The organism is Umezawaea sp., from assembly GCF_036375055.1.
Taxonomy (GTDB): domain Bacteria; phylum Actinomycetota; class Actinomycetes; order Mycobacteriales; family Pseudonocardiaceae; genus Umezawaea.
In genome coordinates this window covers 111,828-127,265 of record NZ_DASUSQ010000112.1, presented here as the reverse complement: position 1 = coordinate 127,265, position 15,438 = coordinate 111,828, and the positions used below count along the sequence as shown (strand labels likewise).

At 72.8% G+C, this 15,438-nt stretch carries 14 protein-coding genes; 5 read left to right on the top strand and 9 right to left on the bottom strand.

The window, feature by feature from the left end:
* Window positions 1-44 precede the first annotated feature (44 nt).
* The 7 genes from VFZ92_RS29090 to VFZ92_RS29060 form a co-directional block, all read right to left on the bottom strand.
* Window positions 45-1,580 (bottom strand): amino acid permease, encoded by a 1,536-nt coding sequence (locus tag VFZ92_RS29090; protein ID WP_330879248.1) that lies wholly within the window; start codon window positions 1,578-1,580, stop codon window positions 45-47.
* Window positions 1,581-1,676: 96 nt separating this feature from the next.
* The gene (locus VFZ92_RS29085) at window positions 1,677-2,603 is read right to left on the bottom strand and encodes a cation diffusion facilitator family transporter (protein ID WP_330879247.1); all 927 of its coding nucleotides are present in this window, start codon (window positions 2,601-2,603) and stop codon (window positions 1,677-1,679) included.
* Between the two features lie 63 nt (window positions 2,604-2,666).
* Window positions 2,667-3,884, bottom strand: coding sequence for a mannose-6-phosphate isomerase, class I (gene manA, locus VFZ92_RS29080; RefSeq protein ID WP_330879257.1), 1,218 nt, complete (start codon window positions 3,882-3,884; stop codon window positions 2,667-2,669).
* A gap of 25 nt (window positions 3,885-3,909) precedes the next feature.
* The gene (locus tag VFZ92_RS29075) at window positions 3,910-4,986 is read right to left on the bottom strand and encodes an SIS domain-containing protein (RefSeq protein ID WP_330879246.1); all 1,077 of its coding nucleotides are present in this window, start codon (window positions 4,984-4,986) and stop codon (window positions 3,910-3,912) included.
* A gap of 6 nt (window positions 4,987-4,992) precedes the next feature.
* Window positions 4,993-5,238: a Trm112 family protein gene (locus VFZ92_RS29070; RefSeq protein WP_330879245.1), complete on the bottom strand. Its 246-nt coding sequence runs from the start codon at window positions 5,236-5,238 to the stop codon at window positions 4,993-4,995.
* Window positions 5,239-5,254: 16 nt separating this feature from the next.
* The gene (locus VFZ92_RS29065; RefSeq protein ID WP_330879244.1) at window positions 5,255-6,607 is read right to left on the bottom strand and encodes a phosphomannomutase/phosphoglucomutase; all 1,353 of its coding nucleotides are present in this window, start codon (window positions 6,605-6,607) and stop codon (window positions 5,255-5,257) included.
* 87 nt (window positions 6,608-6,694) lie between these two features.
* Window positions 6,695-7,066: a DUF3499 domain-containing protein gene (locus tag VFZ92_RS29060; RefSeq protein WP_106187360.1), complete on the bottom strand. Its 372-nt coding sequence runs from the start codon at window positions 7,064-7,066 to the stop codon at window positions 6,695-6,697.
* Window positions 7,067-7,202: 136 nt separating this feature from the next.
* Here VFZ92_RS29060 and VFZ92_RS29055 point away from each other — a divergent pair, with 136 nt between their 5' ends.
* Complete coding sequence (locus VFZ92_RS29055) at window positions 7,203-7,667, top strand: metallopeptidase family protein (RefSeq protein WP_330879243.1); 465 nt, start codon at window positions 7,203-7,205, stop codon at window positions 7,665-7,667.
* Here VFZ92_RS29055 and VFZ92_RS29050 read toward each other — a convergent pair.
* Together VFZ92_RS29050 and VFZ92_RS29045 are read right to left on the bottom strand one after the other, a co-directional pair.
* Window positions 7,651-11,001, bottom strand: coding sequence for a glycosyltransferase family 2 protein (locus tag VFZ92_RS29050; protein WP_414720042.1), 3,351 nt, complete (start codon window positions 10,999-11,001; stop codon window positions 7,651-7,653). The genes VFZ92_RS29055 and VFZ92_RS29050 overlap by 17 nt on opposite strands.
* Before the next feature lie 75 nt (window positions 11,002-11,076).
* The gene (locus VFZ92_RS29045; RefSeq protein ID WP_259627223.1) at window positions 11,077-11,325 is read right to left on the bottom strand and encodes a WhiB family transcriptional regulator; all 249 of its coding nucleotides are present in this window, start codon (window positions 11,323-11,325) and stop codon (window positions 11,077-11,079) included.
* Between the two features lie 321 nt (window positions 11,326-11,646).
* Here VFZ92_RS29045 and VFZ92_RS29040 point away from each other — a divergent pair, with 321 nt between their 5' ends.
* From VFZ92_RS29040 to VFZ92_RS29025, 4 genes are read left to right on the top strand one after another with little or no spacing between them, the layout of a single operon-like run.
* Window positions 11,647-12,402 (top strand): site-2 protease family protein, encoded by a 756-nt coding sequence (locus VFZ92_RS29040; protein WP_330879241.1) that lies wholly within the window; start codon window positions 11,647-11,649, stop codon window positions 12,400-12,402.
* Window positions 12,403-12,441: 39 nt separating this feature from the next.
* The gene (cofD, locus tag VFZ92_RS29035) at window positions 12,442-13,410 is read left to right on the top strand and encodes a 2-phospho-L-lactate transferase (protein ID WP_330879240.1); all 969 of its coding nucleotides are present in this window, start codon (window positions 12,442-12,444) and stop codon (window positions 13,408-13,410) included.
* Window positions 13,403-14,737, top strand: coding sequence for a coenzyme F420-0:L-glutamate ligase (locus VFZ92_RS29030; RefSeq protein WP_330879239.1), 1,335 nt, complete (start codon window positions 13,403-13,405; stop codon window positions 14,735-14,737). Before cofD ends, VFZ92_RS29030 begins: the two co-directional genes overlap by 8 nt.
* Entirely contained in the window at window positions 14,734-15,273 is a 540-nt protein-coding gene (locus tag VFZ92_RS29025) for an NUDIX hydrolase (protein ID WP_330879238.1), read from the top strand. Before VFZ92_RS29030 ends, VFZ92_RS29025 begins: the two co-directional genes overlap by 4 nt.
* The last annotated feature ends 165 nt before the right edge of the window (window positions 15,274-15,438 follow it).

Here is a 15,438-nt window from a genome sequence, read left to right as displayed (position 1 = left end):
GTGTGGTCGGCACCCCCAACGCGGGAGCCGACCACACCGGCGGGTCACGAGCGGTCGGTCGGTTTCACCACGGGCTCCGAGGTGAGCTTCCCGCTCTCCCGCAGCGCCAGCACCGAGTGGCTCTTGCCGTAGACGAAGTACACGACGACACCCGCCGCCATCCAGATGAGGAACCGGACCCACGTCAACGCGGTCAGGTTCAGCATCAGCCACAGGCAGGCGAGGATCGCGAGGATCGGCACGAGCGGCACGAGCGGCGTGCGGAATCCGCGCTGGAGGTCGGGGCGCGTCTTGCGCAGGACCAGCACACCCGCCGAGACGAGGATGAACGCGAACAGCGTGCCGACGTTCACCATCTCGGCCAGCTTGCCCGCCGGGAAGAACCCGGCGGCCAGCGCGATCAGCGTGCCGACCAGGATCGTGACCCTGGTGGGGGTGCCGTGCTTGCCGGTCTTCGCCAGGCCCCTCGGCAGCAGGCCGTCGCGGGACATCGCGAACAGCACGCGGGTCTGGCCCAGCATCAGGACCATGACCACGGTCGTCAGACCGGCCAGCGCGCCGACGGAGATGACGTTGGCCGCCCAGTCGACGCCCAGGTTCGCGAACGCCGTCGCCAGGTTCGCGGGCGTGCCGTCGGCGGAGGTCTTGAGGTCGGTGTACGGGACCATGCCGGTGATCACCAGCGCCACCGCCACGTACAGCACGGTGACGATGACCAGCGAGCCGATGATGCCGCGCGGCAGGTCACGCTGCGGGTTGCGGGTCTCCTCGGCGGCGGTGGCGACGACGTCGAAGCCGATGAACGCGAAGAACACCAGCGACGCGGCGGCGAGCATGCCGTAGACGCCGAACGTGCTGCCCTCCTGGCCGGTGATCAGCGAGAACAGCGACTGCTCCAGACCCTCGGAGCCGACGCCGGACCCGCCGGTCTCGGCGGACGGGATGTACGGCGTGTAGTTCGACGCCTTGATGTAGCCGATGCCGACCACGATCACCAGCAGCACGACGAGGACCTTGATGGCGGTGATCACCTGGCTGACGCGCGACGACAGCTTGGTGCCGAGGACCAGCAGCACGGTGAGGGCGAGGACCAGCAGCACGGCGCCCCAGTCGAAGTCGACCGAGCCGACCGCGACGGTCGTCTTGGCCTCCAAGCCCACCTGTGCCAGCACGATCTGGAGGTAGGACGACCAGCCCTTGGCCACGGCGGCCGAGCCGACCGCGAACTCCAGCACCAGGTCCCACCCGATGATCCACGCCACCAGCTCGCCGAAGGTGGCGTAGGAGAAGGTGTACGCGCTACCGGCGACCGGCACCGTCGAGGCGAACTCGGCGTAGCAGAGCGCCGCCAGACCGCACGCGATGGCCGCCAGCACGAACGACAGCGAGACCGACGGCCCGGCCAGGTCGCCCGCGGTCTGCGCGGCGACGGTGAAGATGCCCGCCCCGATGACCACGGCGACGCCGAACACCATCAGGTCCCAGGACGTGAGGTCCTTGCGGAGCTTGGTGTCCGGCTCGTCGGTGTCCTCGATGGACTGCTCGATGGACTTGGTGCGCCACAGTCCGTTCCCCGGCACGGTGGTCCTCCTCTTGCAGGGTGAAGTACGACCTTTCACCCTAGGGGTCCACGCGTGCCGGGGCGCGTCAGGACGACCGGGTCCCCCGGACGCCGATCAGGGGTTCGCGTCGGCCACGCTGCGGTCCAGGTCCGGCTCCAGGTAGATGAGCCGGGCGGCCGGGATCTTGTTGCGCACGCGCAGCTCGGCGTCGTTGATCGCCTCGGCCGTCTCGGCGACGGTCAGGCCGGGGTTGAGCGCGATCTTGGCGGCCACCAGCAGCTCGTCCGGGCCGATGTACTGGGTGCGGATGTGGATGACGCTCTCCACCTTGCCCTTGGCCAGCTCGGCCTCCAGCACGTCCAGCTCGGCGGGCGAGGAGCCCTCGCCGATCAGCAGGCTCTTCATCTCGATGATCAGGATGATCGCGATGACGCCCAGCAGGACACCGATGGAGATCGTGCCGAGCGCGTCCCACACCGGGTCGCCGGTGATCGTCGCGAGACCGACACCGACGAGCGCCAGGATCAGGCCGATCAGCGCGCCCGCGTCCTCCAGGAGCACGACGGGCAGCTCGGGCACCTTCGACTGGCGGATGAACTGCCACCAGGTCGCGTTGCCCTTGATCAGCTTCGACTCCTTGATGGCCGTCATGAAGCTGTAGGTCTCCAGGCCGATCGCGACGACCAGGATCACCACCGCGACCATCGGCGACGACAGCGCCTCGGGGTGCTGGAGCTTGTGGATGCCCTCGTAGAGCGCGAACGCCGAGCCGAGGGTGAACAGCATCAGCGCGACGATGAACGAGTAGAAGTACCGGTCGCGACCGAAGCCGAACGGGTGGTTGCGGGTCGCCGCGCGCTGCGAGGTCTTCTGCCCCAGCAGCAGGAGCCCCTGGTTGGACGTGTCGGCGAGCGAGTGCACCGACTCCGCGAGCATCGACGACGACCCCGTGACCAGGAAGCCGACGAACTTCGCGACGGCGATCCCGGCATTGGCCACGAGCGCGGCGATGATCGCCTTGGTTCCGCCCCCTGCTGACACGTTGGCTCCCTGGTGAGGTCGAAGTCCGATTCGTCGAGGCGAACCCTAACGGGCCCGACCGCCTCAGGAGCCGGCGGTCGCCCGGAAGACGAGTGCGGGTTCGTCACCCGACGACCGGACGACCACCTCGGGGTCGTGCGCGGCGAGCCACATGGACTGCCCCTTGGCCAGGTCGAGTTCGCCGCCGCGGCCGTCCAGCACGGTCGCCGCGCCGCCGACGCACAGCAGGATCTGCGGGCCCGCGTCGTCGATGCGGACGTCCGCGCCCGCGGTGAGGTCCAGGCGCGAGAGCTCGAACTCCGACGACGGGGTGCGGTAGACCGCCAGGCCGGGAACGACCTCCTCACCGCGCTGGACGGGCATGTCGCCGCAGGTGAAGTCCAGGACGCGCAGCAGTTCGGGCACGTCCACGTGCTTGGGGGTGAGACCGCAGCGCAGGACGTTGTCGGAGTTCGCCAGGATCTCGATGCCGGTGCCGTGCAGGTAGGCGTGCAGGTTGCCCGCGGGCAGGTGGACGGCTTCGCCCGGCTGGAGCACCAGGCGGTTGAGCAGCAGCGCCGCCAGCACCCCGGCGTCACCGGGGTAGGCCTCGCCCAGCTCCAGGACCGTGCGGCACTCCAGGTCGAACTCGCCGCGCTCCTTGACGTGCAGCACGCACGCGTCCAGCACCTGGGGCAGCAGCTGGTCCAGCGCGGTCTGCGGCAGCGTGATCAACGTGGTGAACAGCGCCCGCAGGCCCTGCGCGTCCGGCTGGCCCGCGAGGAGTTCCGCGTACGGCGCGAAGTCCGGCGCGTCCAGCGACCGCAGCAGCGCCGCGGTGCGGTGCGGGTCGCGGAAACCGGCCAGCGCGTGGAACTCGGTCAGCGCGCAGATCAGCTCCGGCTTCGGCGACGGGTCCTTGTAGTTGCGGGTCGGCGCGTCCATCGGCACGCCTGCCCGCTCCTCCGCCGCGAACCCCTCGGCGGCCTGCGCCGCGGACGGGTGGGCCTGGAGGCTCAGCGCCTCCTCGGCGGCGAGCACCTTCATCAGGAACGGCAGCCTGCCGCCCCAGCGGCTCGCGACTCCCTCGCCGAGCTGCCCCTCCGGGTCCTCCGCCACCAGCTCCAGCAGCGACCGCTCCCCGCCGTCCGCCCCGACCACCCTCGACGGGTCGCCGGGGTGCGCCCCCATCCACAGCTCGGCCTCGGGGTGCGGCGCGGGAACGGTCTTGCCGAGCAGCTCTGAGATGGCCGTGCGCGAGCCCCACGCGTACGGCCGGATCGCGTTGTGCAGCAGTTCCACGGTCTCGTCCACTCCCTCGTCGGCGTCAGACCGCCGGTGCGTACAGCCCCGGTCCGCCCAGCTTCCCCGCGGCGAGACCCAGGTAGAGCGCGGCCAGTTCGAACCGCAGTGCGAGCAGCGCGGCGCACACCGCGTCGCCACCGGTCACTTCCTCAGCCGGTTCGAGCACGTCGGCCCCCGGCAGCGTCTCGTGCGCGGCTCGACGGGCGATCTCGGCGAGCTGTCCCTGCCGCACCGCGAGCAGCAGCACCCTGACCTGGCCGGTCGGTTCGTCGTCGGGGTCCGCGAACAGGTCCTCGGCGGACGTGGACTGGACGGCGCGGCGGTGCAGGACCGACTTGGTGAGCGCCTGCGGGTACCCGGCCACGTCGCTGACCACACCCGCGTAGCAGGCGAGCATCCCCGCACCGTGCGCCGCGACCGCCGTCGCCGGGTGGTCCAGCCCCCACAGCAGCGGGGTGCGGTCGGCGATCCGCAGCGCCAGCGACTTCGCCGGGTTCACGAACGACTCGTGCATCGGGTGGTCGCGCTCGGCCTCGCGGTCCAGCTCGTCCGCGATCAGGCCGACGTCCGTCTTGAGCAGGCCCATGGTGTTCAGCGCGACCAGCCAGCCGCCGAACGCCCGCGCGAACCCGAAGCCCTGCGGCACGGGCACCCGCGGCGGGATCAGCAGCGCGTGGCCCGCGGCCGACGCGGCCACCGGCCCGTCCGGCTCGGCGGTCAGCAGCACGCGCGCGCCGCGGCGGCCCGCGCGGTGGATCGACTCGGCCAGCACGTGGTCGCCGGGGTCCTCGGTGTGCGCGAGCACGACGTCCAGCGCGCCGACCCACGGCGGCAGCTCGTCCGCGACGACCACCGGTACCGGGCACGCCGGGCCCAGCAGCGCGGACGAGAGCTTCGCGACCGACGTGCCGACACCGGGACGGGTCAGCAGGACCAGCGCGCGCGGCCGTTCCTCGAACATCCTCGCCACGCCCAGCTCCGCCGCGACCTCCGCGGTGGCGCGGACCTGCGCACCCGCGTGCGCGGCGGCGCGCAGCCAGCCACCGGTGTCGTTCTCACCGATCCGGGTGGAGTCGTCCAGCAAGCTGTCGTCGAACACGCCAGGTCACCCGGCCGTCGGGTCCTGGTCGGCGTCCAGCCGCACGGCCTCGTCGAGCAGCAGCACCGGGATGCCGTCCGTGACGGGGTACGAGCGGTGGCACACCGAGCACGTCAGGAAGTTCGCCGATTGATCCCACTCAGCCGGGTCGGCCGATGCGCCGGTCAGCGGAGCGCCGACCAGCAGCGCGCCGTGCTCGGGGCACGGGCACGCCAGGATGTCCAGCAGCTGGGCGTCGAGTTGCACTGCCATTGGTCGTTCCCTTTCGTCAGCCGCGCACGATCGCGAGGACTTCGTCCCGCAATGCGGCGACCGCGTCGGAGTCGGCGGCTTCCACGTTCAGGCGGAGCAGCGGTTCGGTGTTGGACGCCCGCAGGTTGAACCACGAACCGTCGGGGAGTTCGACGGTGAGACCGTCGAGCTCGTCGAAGGTGACGCCGTTCCGCGCCCCGAAGGTTGCCTTGATGGCCGAAATGCGGTCGGCCTGGTCCGCGACGGTCGAGTTGACCTCGCCGGACGCCGCGTACCGCTCGTACTCGCGGGTCAGCTCGGACAGCGGGCCCGGCTGCTCGCCCAGCGCGGCCAGCACGTGCAGCGCGGCCAGCATGCCGGTGTCGGCGTTCCAGAACTGCCGGAAGTAGTAGTGGGCGGAGTGCTCGCCGCCGAAGATCGCGCCCGTGGTCGCCATCTCGGCCTTGATGAACGAGTGGCCGACGCGGGTGCGGACCGGCTTGCCGCCGTGCTCGGCGACGATCTCCGGCACGGCCTTGGAGGTGATCAGGTTGTGGATCACCGTGGCACCGGGGTCCTTGGCCAGCTCGCGCACGGCCACCAGCGCGGTGATCGCGGACGGCGACACCGGCTCGCCGCGCTCGTCGATCACGAAGCAGCGGTCCGCGTCGCCGTCGAACGCCACCCCGGCGTCCGCGCCGACCTCGACGACCTTGGCCTGGAGGTCGACCAGGTTCTTCGGGTCCAGCGGGTTGGCCTCGTGGTTCGGGAAGTTGCCGTCCAGCTCGAAGTACATCGGCACGACCTCGATCGGCAGGCCCTTGAAGACCTCGGGCACCGTGTAGCCGCCCATGCCGTTGCCCGCGTCCACGACGACCTTCAGCGGGCGGCTCCCCGACAGGTCGACCAGGTCCAGCAGGTAGGCGGCGTAGTCGGCGAGCAGGTCGCGCTCGGAGCGCGAGCCGGGCGTGACGCCCTCCGCGTCCGGGACACCGCGCTCGGCGTCCTCGCGGACCTGCGCCAACCCGGTGTCCTGGCCGACCGGCGACGCGCCCGCGCGGCACAGCTTGATGCCGTTGTACTCCGCCGGGTTGTGGCTCGCGGTGAACATGGCGCCGGGCAGGTCGAGCTTGCCGGAGGCGAAGTACAGCATGTCCGTGCTCGCGAGGCCGATGCTGATGACGTCGACGCCCTGCGCCGCCACACCGTCGGCGAAGGCGCTCGACAGCTCCGGCGAGGAATCGCGCATGTCGTGGCCGATGACGACGGCGGGGCCGCCGACCAGGCGCGCGAACGCGGCGCCCAGGTCGCGGACGACGGCGGCGTCGAGCTGCTCGCCCACCACACCACGCACGTCGTAGGCCTTGACGACGCCGGACAGATCGCGCACGCGGACACTCCTCGGCTGGACACACTCGGCTGCGGGCAGCTCTTGACACCACCCGGCCGGAAGCCTACCGGTGACGCGCCCGGTGACTCAGTCCTCGTGCGGATCAGGCAGAACGCGCAGGTGACCCCGCCGTATGTTGCCCGTCTGGAGATCGCGCTGGAGATCGCGCACCTCCAGCGGCCGATCAGCCCGTCCCGCCTCGCGCACCGCCTCGGCCAACGCCGTCAGGTCGTCCACGGTCGGCTCTGGAGCCGCGAACTCACCCTGGTACCTCACGACTTCCCACCCGCGGGGGGCGGTGAGCCTCAACGCGTGCTCCTCGCACAGGTCGTAGCTGTGCGGTTCGGAGTACGTGGCGAGGGGACCGACGACAGCGGTGGAGTCCGCATAGGCATAGGTGAGCGTGGCGACTGCCGGGTTAGCGCACCCGGTTCGCGAGCACCGTCTCACGCTCCGCACGGCGGGGACGATAGCGCGTCTCGCTCCCGCCGTGTCGGAGGCACGCTGGTTTTGACGTGAGACACCTCTCGTCCAGGTATCCGCGGGGCGGGATTGAGTACCTCCGGAGCTGGGCAACTAGGCTTGCGGTGTGGTGATGGCTCGGGGTTCGTGGCGGCAGGGTTCTCCTCGGCGACGCAATCGCGACAGGCACGGGAGAGGCCTGCGCGGTCCGCTGTACCCGGCGACCCTCCCCGCCGCCCGCAGCCGGGCCGAGCGGTTCGACGCGCTGGTGCTCGAAGCCCTCGAACCGATCGAGGCGCGGTGGCGCACGGAGCTGACGCAGCTCGACGTGGCGGTGGACGACGTGCCGGACGTGCAGCCGACCGACAGCGAGGACGGCGGGGTCGTCGAGGACGGCAACGTCCCGCTCGCACGGCTCATGCCCGCAGCCTCGGACAAGTCCGGCGGACCGACGCGGGCGCGGATCGTGCTCTACCGGCGACCGCTCGAAGCGCGCGCCAAGGACGGCGCCGACCTCTCCGACCTCGTGCACGACGTGCTGGTGGAGCAGGTCGCGAACTACCTCGGTCTCGACCCGGACGTCATCGACGGGGAGTAGCCACCGCCCGTGACGGGATGGCCGTCAGCAGGGTGAACAGGGCCGCGGCGGCCTGGAGCAGCAGCAACAGCTCGCGCACCGAACCCGGCGCCTCGATCCGCACCTCGCTGGCCGTGGTCGGCACCGTGACGCCGACCTGGTGGCCCCACACGCGGGACACCGGGGCCGGTCGGCCGTCGACCACCGCCCGCCAGCCGGGCTCGTCCTCCGCGGCCAGCACGAGCACCCGGCCCTCCGGGCCCTCCGAGACGCGCATGGCGGCCGACGGCGGGCCGGACTCGACCGGGGCGATGCCGGGGACGCCCAGCTCCGTCGGCGGGTTGCCGCCGGACCGGGCGCGGCGGGCCAGTTCCGGCGACAGCAGGACGGCGTTGCCCGCCGCCAGCTGGACGCGCAGCACCGGACGGCCGTCGGTCGTCGGGGGCGCGTCCGCGACGAGGTCGCCGACGGCGGCGCGCAGCCCGTCGGCCGCGGTGGCGTCGGGCAGCACGACGAACGCGACCCCGGCCGCGGCGGCCTGCGCGAGCGCCAGCCGCGCGGCGTCGGGGGTGCCCCCGGTCAGGTCGCGGGTCCAGCGGCTCAGCCGGGCCGGGCTGGAGGACGTCGGCACGAGGTCGTCGTCGCCGAAGGACGGCATCCGGCCCGCGACCTGGCGGGTCGGCTCGCCGTTCACGCCGAGCACCAGCACCGCGCGCCCGGTGCGGGGCAGCTCGTGGGCCACGGTGGACGGCAGCTCGCCCGCGCCGGTCCGCAGCGGGCCCTCGCGCAGGCCGAGGACGCCGGAGCAGGCGAGGCCGACGACGGCCACGACGCCCGCCACGGACACCAGGTGCCGGACGCGAGCGCTCGCGGGTGGGCCGTCGCGCCCGCACGCGGCCAGGACGACCCACAGCAGGCCCCAGCCGAGCAGCACCAGCGGCGCGCCGGTCCACCCGTGCTGGGCGGAACCACCGGTCAGCGGGGTCATCGGCACGGCGAGCAGAGCCGCGCCCGCCACGACGCCGAGGACGACCACGCCGAGGCCTGGCAGCATCGCCCGGTTCGGCCGCACCGCCAGCGCGCCGAGCGCGGCCAGCAGCACCAGCGCTCCCACGAGCGGCAGCGCGCCGGGCCCGCCCGGCCGCAGGGCGACCAGGTCGAGCGGCCCGACCTCCGGGGTGGCCAGGACCGCTCCGGTGCCGTGCAGGAGCACCACGGGGTGCTGGAGGACCACCGCGGGCCACGGCAGCAGCAGCGCGACGGGCAGCAGCACGACGGCGAACAGCCCGGCCACCCGGCGGCGGCCCTCGCCCTCCGGACCGGGGACGGCCACGAAGCCGATCAGCGCGCCGACGACGACCAGCACGTGCACCAGCGGCGAGAACGCGCCGACCAGCGCGGTGGTGAACGCGGTGCCGGACACCACCGGCAGCCACAGCCTGCCGCCCGCGCCGCGCAGCACCCCGAGCACGCCCGCGAAGACCAGCGGCGCGAGGACGTGGACCACGACCACGTCGAGCCGTCCCTGGCTGACCGCGGAGGTCGCGGCGGGCAGCAGGCCGTACGCGGCGGCGACCACGGCCCGCACCGGGCGGCGGACCCGCACGTGCCTGCTGGCGACGTACGCGGCCAGCGCGGCGAGCGGCGCGTCGAACAGCAGGACGAGCGCCACCACGGCGGACGGTCCACCGAGGACGGAGCCGAGCAGGCCGAGGACCGCGAGCGACGCCGGGGCGGGCGCGGTCGTGCCGCCGCTCACCGGGTTCCACGCGGCCAGGTAGCCCGACCACGTCTCGCCGAGGCCCTGGACCGGGAGCAGGCGACCGCCGGACAGGTCGAGACCGAGCCTGCCCGAGTTCGCCACCAGCGCGAACAGGGTCAGGCCCAGCAGCAGGACCAGCGGGGGCCCGAGCAGCAGGGACCGCAGCACGCGGGCCCGGTCGACCTCCACGAAGACCAGGTCGGGTTCCGGCCGGGAGCCCCTGGGCACCGGCGACGGCCGGGGTTTCGGGCTCGGCCGCAGCGCGGGCGCCAGCTCGGGCGCCTCCGTCGCGACCGGCACCACGGTGGCGGGACGGCGCAGCCCGCTGGTCGCGCGCACCGGGAGGCCCCGGCCGAGCGCGCCCGCGGGCAGGGCGTCCGGGCCGACGGCCCTGCGGCGGGCGTCCTTCGCGGACGGCGGCGGGCGCCAGCTCGGCCCGCGCTCGTCCTCGGGCAGCCTGCCGAGGCTGACGTCCGCCTCGACGCGGCGGCGGATCAGGTACGAGGTGGCCGAGCGGACGGCGTTGCGGAACCTGGTCGTGCGGCTGGTCACCAGGCCGCGGACCGCGCCGGAGCCCCCGCTCCTGCTCCCGCGGGCGGCGAGCAGCCCGGCCCGGCCGCTGAGCAGGTAGCGCAGCGCGCCGAACTCGCCGCGCGCGTCCGTCCACCTGCGCAGCAGCACGAACCCGAGCGCGCGCAGCACCTGGAGCACGGCGAGGCGGGGCAGGCCGAGCAGGAACGAGGGCGTCGACGTGTTCGCCAGGAACGTCCGGAGGCCGTGCGCGCGGTCGACGCCGCGCAGCAGCGGGCCGGGGCGGGCGGCGACCGCGTCCAGCCTCCGCAGCCCGCGCGACGCGGCGCGGACGTGGCGCATCCTCGCCACCGGCACGCACAGCACGAGGTGCCCGGCGCGGTTGGCGCGCCAGCCGAAGTCGACGTCGTCGCGCAGCAGCGGCATGCGCTTGTCGTAGCCGCCGAGGTCCTGCCAGACGGCGCGCCTGATCAGCGAGCCCGCCGAGGACACCGCGAGCGCCTCGGTGCTCTGCTCGAACCGCACGGCACCGCCGGGGCCGAAGCGGCTCCAGTCCGGTTCGGCCGGTCCGAGGCCGGTCTGCCGGTGGCCGGAGGAGTCGGTCGAGACACCCGCCTCGACGACGAGCCTGGGGTCGGCCCAGTCCAGGGCCAGCGGGCCGAGCACGGCGGCGCTCGGCGACAGCTCGGCCGCGGTCAGCAGCGACGACAGGCAGTCCGGTTCGGGCGCGCTGTCGTCGTGCAGGAGCCAGATCCACCGGCCGGGGTCGCCCCAGCGCTGGACGGCGTGGTCGACGGCGGCGTGCACGGCGGTGGCGAACCCGGTGCCCCTCGACATCCCGAGGACGCCGTCGAGGATCCGGTCGGGGCCTTCGGCGGCCTCCGCGAGCATCTTCGCCGTGCGGTCGGTGGACCCCGTGTCCACCGCGATGACGTGACGAGGCCTCGGTTCTTGGCGGCGCAACGCTGACAGCGCCGTGCCGAGCCACTGGTCCCCGTCGTGGCAGACCAGCACGGCCAACACCGGCGCGGTCCGAAGCCGCGGAGTGGTACTGCTCACCAAGTGCCCACTCCCGTGCCGCTCGCCGCCTCACCCGTCCGCTGAGCATTCCTCACGACGGGCCGGTTCGGCGAGCTTTCACACGGCGCGCTTCTTGAGCTTCCTCCGCTCGCGTTCGGACAGGCCGCCCCAGATGCCGAAGCGCTCGTCGTGCGCCAAGGCGTACTCCAGGCATTCCGAACGCACCTCGCAGCCAAGGCAGATGCGCTTGGCCTCACGGGTGGATCCGCCCTTCTCGGGGAAGAACGCCTCCGGGTCGGTCTGCGCGCACAGGGCGCGCTCCTGCCAGTCCTGCTCGTCAGTCGGGTCGTACAACTCGGTCAGCATTCCCAGCTCCTGCGCCGGGCCCTCCAACCGGTCCACGCCACGATCCCCGTCGATTTCCTGCATACAGTCCGCCTCCTCGCCTTCCGCTCTCCCCGGTTGGCGGACACCACTCGCAGTCCCACAACAGCGAATGACACCGATGTGATTACACCTGCGTCACAGCAAGGGGTCAAGCCGAGTCCACAGGACGGGGGATATTCCCGCGAATGGCCCCAAAACCCTTGACTAGCAGCACAGACGGTGATTGCTCCCGCGCTCGCAGCGATGCCCGCAGCTCCAACGGCCTAGAGACCGCTCCGCGGGACAGGCCACACTGATGGGGTGAAGCGATCAGCTGTGCGACCCAGTCCACTGTTCCTGGGTCTGTTGGCGGTCACGGCAGCGGGGGCCGTGCTCACCACCTTCGGCGCCGAAACAGGTCCCCTCGCCATCACCGGAACCGTGCTGTTCATCCTCGGGGGATGGGCGGTTTCCTTGTGCCTGCACGAATTCGGGCACGCGATCATCGCCTACCGGGGTGGAGACTACTCCGTCGCGGGCAAGGGTTACCTGACCCTCGACATCCGCCACTACACCGATCCAGTGCTGAGCATCGTGCTACCGCTGGTGCTGCTGGCGTTCGGCGGCATCCCCCTTCCGGGTGGTGCCGTGTGGATCAACCACCACTCCCTGCGGTCGAAGGGGGTGGAGTCCATGGTGTCCTTCGCGGGTCCGCTGACCAACCTCGTGCTCGGCGTCCTCCTCGCCGGATCGGTGGCGATTTTCAACCCGTCCGTGGCACTCGCCGCCGCGCTCTCGTACCTCGCCTACCTCCAGATCATCGCGTTCGTGCTCAACATGCTGCCCATCCCCGGCCTCGACGGGTGGGGCATCTGGGAGCCGTACATGCCCTACAAGGCGCAGCAGTTCGGCGCCAAGGTCCGGCCGTGGGCACCGCTGGCGCTGTTCGCCGCGCTGTTCGCGTTCCCGGCCGTGGCGAGCGTGTTCTTCGTCCTCGGTGAGAGCGTGTTCGGGCTCATCGGCGGCGAGATGGCCTTCGCGGGCTTCGGGCAGTTCAACTTCATGTTCTGGCGCTGACGAAACGGTGGGAAGCACCGCGTGGGAGGATCGCGCCCCGTGAAGGTCGTCGTTTTGGTGGGTGGCGTTGGCGGTGCCCGGTTCCTGGTCGGCCTGAAGGCCCTCCTGGGGGCCGGGGCGGGGCACGAGGTCGTCGCGGTGGTGAACACCGGTGACGACGTGTGGATGCACGGGCTGCGGATCACTCCCGACCTGGACACGTGCATGTACACGCTCGGCGGCGGGATCGACGCCGAGCGCGGTTGGGGGCGGCAGGACGAGTCCTGGACCGTCAAGGAGGAGCTGGCCGCCTACGGCGCCGAACCCACGTGGTTCGGCCTCGGCGACCGCGACATGGCGACGCACCTGGTGCGCACGCGCATGCTGCGGGCGGGCTACCCCCTCTCCGCCGTCACGGAGGCCCTGTGCGCCCGCTGGCAGCCGGGGGTGACCCTCCTGCCGATGTCGGACGACCGCGTGGAGACGCACGTCGTCGTCGAGCAGGACGGCGAGCAGAAGGCGATCCACTTCCAGGAGTGGTGGGTCCGGCACCGCGCCGAGCTGCCCGCCCGGTCGTTCGCCTCCGTGGGCGTCGACACCGCGACGGCCGGTCCTGGCGTGCTGGACGCCATCGGGTCGGCCGACGCCGTGCTCCTCGCCCCGTCCAACCCGGTCGTCAGCGTCGGGACGATCCTCGGCGTGCCGGGCATCCGGGACGCTCTTCGGAAGACCGAAGCGGGTGTGGTCGGGCTCTCCCCCATCATCGGCGGCAAGCCGCTGCGCGGGATGGCCGACGCCTGCCTGGCGGCGATCGGCGTCGAGACGACCGCGGAGGCGGTCGGACGGCACTACGGGTCCCGCAAGTGCTCCGAGGAGGGCGTCCTCGACGGCTGGCTCGTGCACACCGGCGACCGCGCGGACGTCGAGGGCGTCGCGGTCCGCGCCGTGCCGCTGCTGATGTCCGATGTGGACGCCACGGCCGCGATGGCCGCGGCGGCGCTGGACCTCGCGGGGGTCGACGTTGGCTGACCACTCCGCGCCCGGCGGGATCGAGCTGCTGCCGGTCCCCGGCCTGCCCGAGTTCCGCCCCGGCGACGACCTGGGCGCGGCCCTCGCCGCCGCGGCCCCGTGGCTGCGCGACGGCGACGTGGTGGTGGTCACGAGCAAGGTCGTGTCCAAGGTGGAGGGAAGGCTCGTCACCGTTCCCGCCGATCCCGAGGAGCGCGACGCCGTCCGGCGGCGGTGGGTCGAGGCGGAGTCCGTGCGCGTGATCGCCCGGAAGGCGCGGACGCTCATCACGCAGAACAAGCTGGGGATCGTGCAGGCCGCGTCGGGCGTCGACGCGTCGAACGTGGCGGGCGACGAGATCGCGCTGCTGCCGGTCGACCCGGACGCCTCGGCGGCGGCCCTGCGCGCCGACCTGTTGGCGCGCTTGGGGGTCACCGTCGGGGTCGTCGTCACCGACACGATGGGCCGCGCGTGGCGGATCGGCCAGACCGACGCCGCCATCGGCTCGGCGGGCTTGGCCGTCGTGCACCGCTACCGGGGCCAGGTCGACGGCCAGGGCAACGAACTCGTGGTGACCGAGGTCGCCGTGGCAGACGAGATCGCCGCCGCGGCGGACCTGGTGAAGGGCAAGCTCGGTGCCACCCCGGTGGCCGTCCTGCGTGGACTGTCCATTGAGGATGACGGTTCCACGGCCCGCGACCTGACCCGTCCGATCGAGGACGACCTGTTCCGGCTCGGCACGGAGGAGGCCATCGCCCAGGGCCGCGCCGAGGCCGTGCTGGTGCGGCGCTCCGTCCGCGCGTTCAGCGGTGAGCCGGTCGACCCGGCGCTGCTGCGCCGGGCCGTGGCGGCGGCCCTGACCGCACCCGCTCCGCACCACACGCGGCCGGTGCGGTTCGTGCACGTCCGCTCCCGCAGGGCCGCCCTGCTCGCCGCGATGCGGCAGCGGTGGGAGGCCGACCTCCGCTCCGACGGCTGGGACGACGACCGCGTCGCCCGCCGCGTCAAGCGCGGCGACCTGCTGCACGGCGCGACGGAGATCGTGCTCCCGTTCCTCGTCCGCGAGGGCGCGCACGACTACCCCGACCCCCGCCGCGCCGCGGCGGAGGTGACGATGTTCACGATCGCGGGCGGTGCCGCCGTCCAGGGCCTGCTGGTCGCCCTGGCGGCCGAGGGCGTGGCGTCGTGCTGGGTGTCGTCGACGATCTTCTGCGCGGACGTGGTCCGCGAGGTGCTCGACCTGCCCGACTCCTGGGAGCCGCTGGGCGCGGTGGCCGTGGGCCACCCGGAGGAACCACTCACCCCGCGCCAACCGCGCGACCTGGACGAAGGATTCCTGGAACTGTGACGCTGCACGCGGACACCGTGTCGACACTGACCGCCTGGACACCGCAGGACCACGGCCAGGAGTCGCTGAAGCAGGCGTACCTCGGCTTCCTGGGCGCACGGGAGGACGCCTGCGCCCGCTCGTGCGAGCCGGGCCACATCACCGCCTCGGCACTGGTGCTGGACGCCACGGGCGAGCAAACGCTGCTCACCCTCCACCCGAGGGTGGGCCGCTGGCTGCAACTGGGCGGCCACTGCGAACCAACGGACGAGACCCTGCAAGCGGCGGCCCTGCGCGAGGCGACGGAGGAATCGGGCATCCGCGGCCTGAGGATCGAAGCACAACCGATCCACCTCGACGTCCACCCGATCACGTGCTCGCTGGGCCTGCCCACACGCCACTTCGACGTGAGGTTCCTGGTCAGGGCGCCGGTGGGGGCGAAGCCGGTGAGGAGCGCGGAGTCGGTGGACCTCCAGTGGTGGCCCCTGGACTCCCTGCCGGGCAACGTGGACGACCTGACACCCATGATCGACGCAGCACTGGCGAGACTGCGCTAGCCGGGCGGGCAAGGCGGGGCTCGCGGGTCGAGCAGGCCGTGCCGGCTGGGCTGGTTGAGCCGGCAAGGCGGGGCTGGCCGGGCTGGGCAGGCCGGGCTGGCTGGGCGGGCGAGGCAGGGCTCGCGGGCCAGGCCGTGCCGGCTGATCGAGCTGGCACGGCGGGGC

What these genes read in the sequence shown, in the direction of transcription:
- VFZ92_RS29045 (WP_259627223.1), bottom strand. Translation starts at nt 11,325, where the DNA reads ATGCTGACCGAGTTGTACGACCCGACTGACGAGCAGGACTGGCAGGAG.
- VFZ92_RS29055 (WP_330879243.1), top strand. Translation starts at nt 7,203, where the DNA reads ATGGCTCGGGGTTCGTGGCGGCAGGGTTCTCCTCGGCGACGCAATCGC.
- VFZ92_RS29070 (WP_330879245.1), bottom strand. Translation starts at nt 5,238, where the DNA reads ATGGCAGTGCAACTCGACGCCCAGCTGCTGGACATCCTGGCGTGCCCG.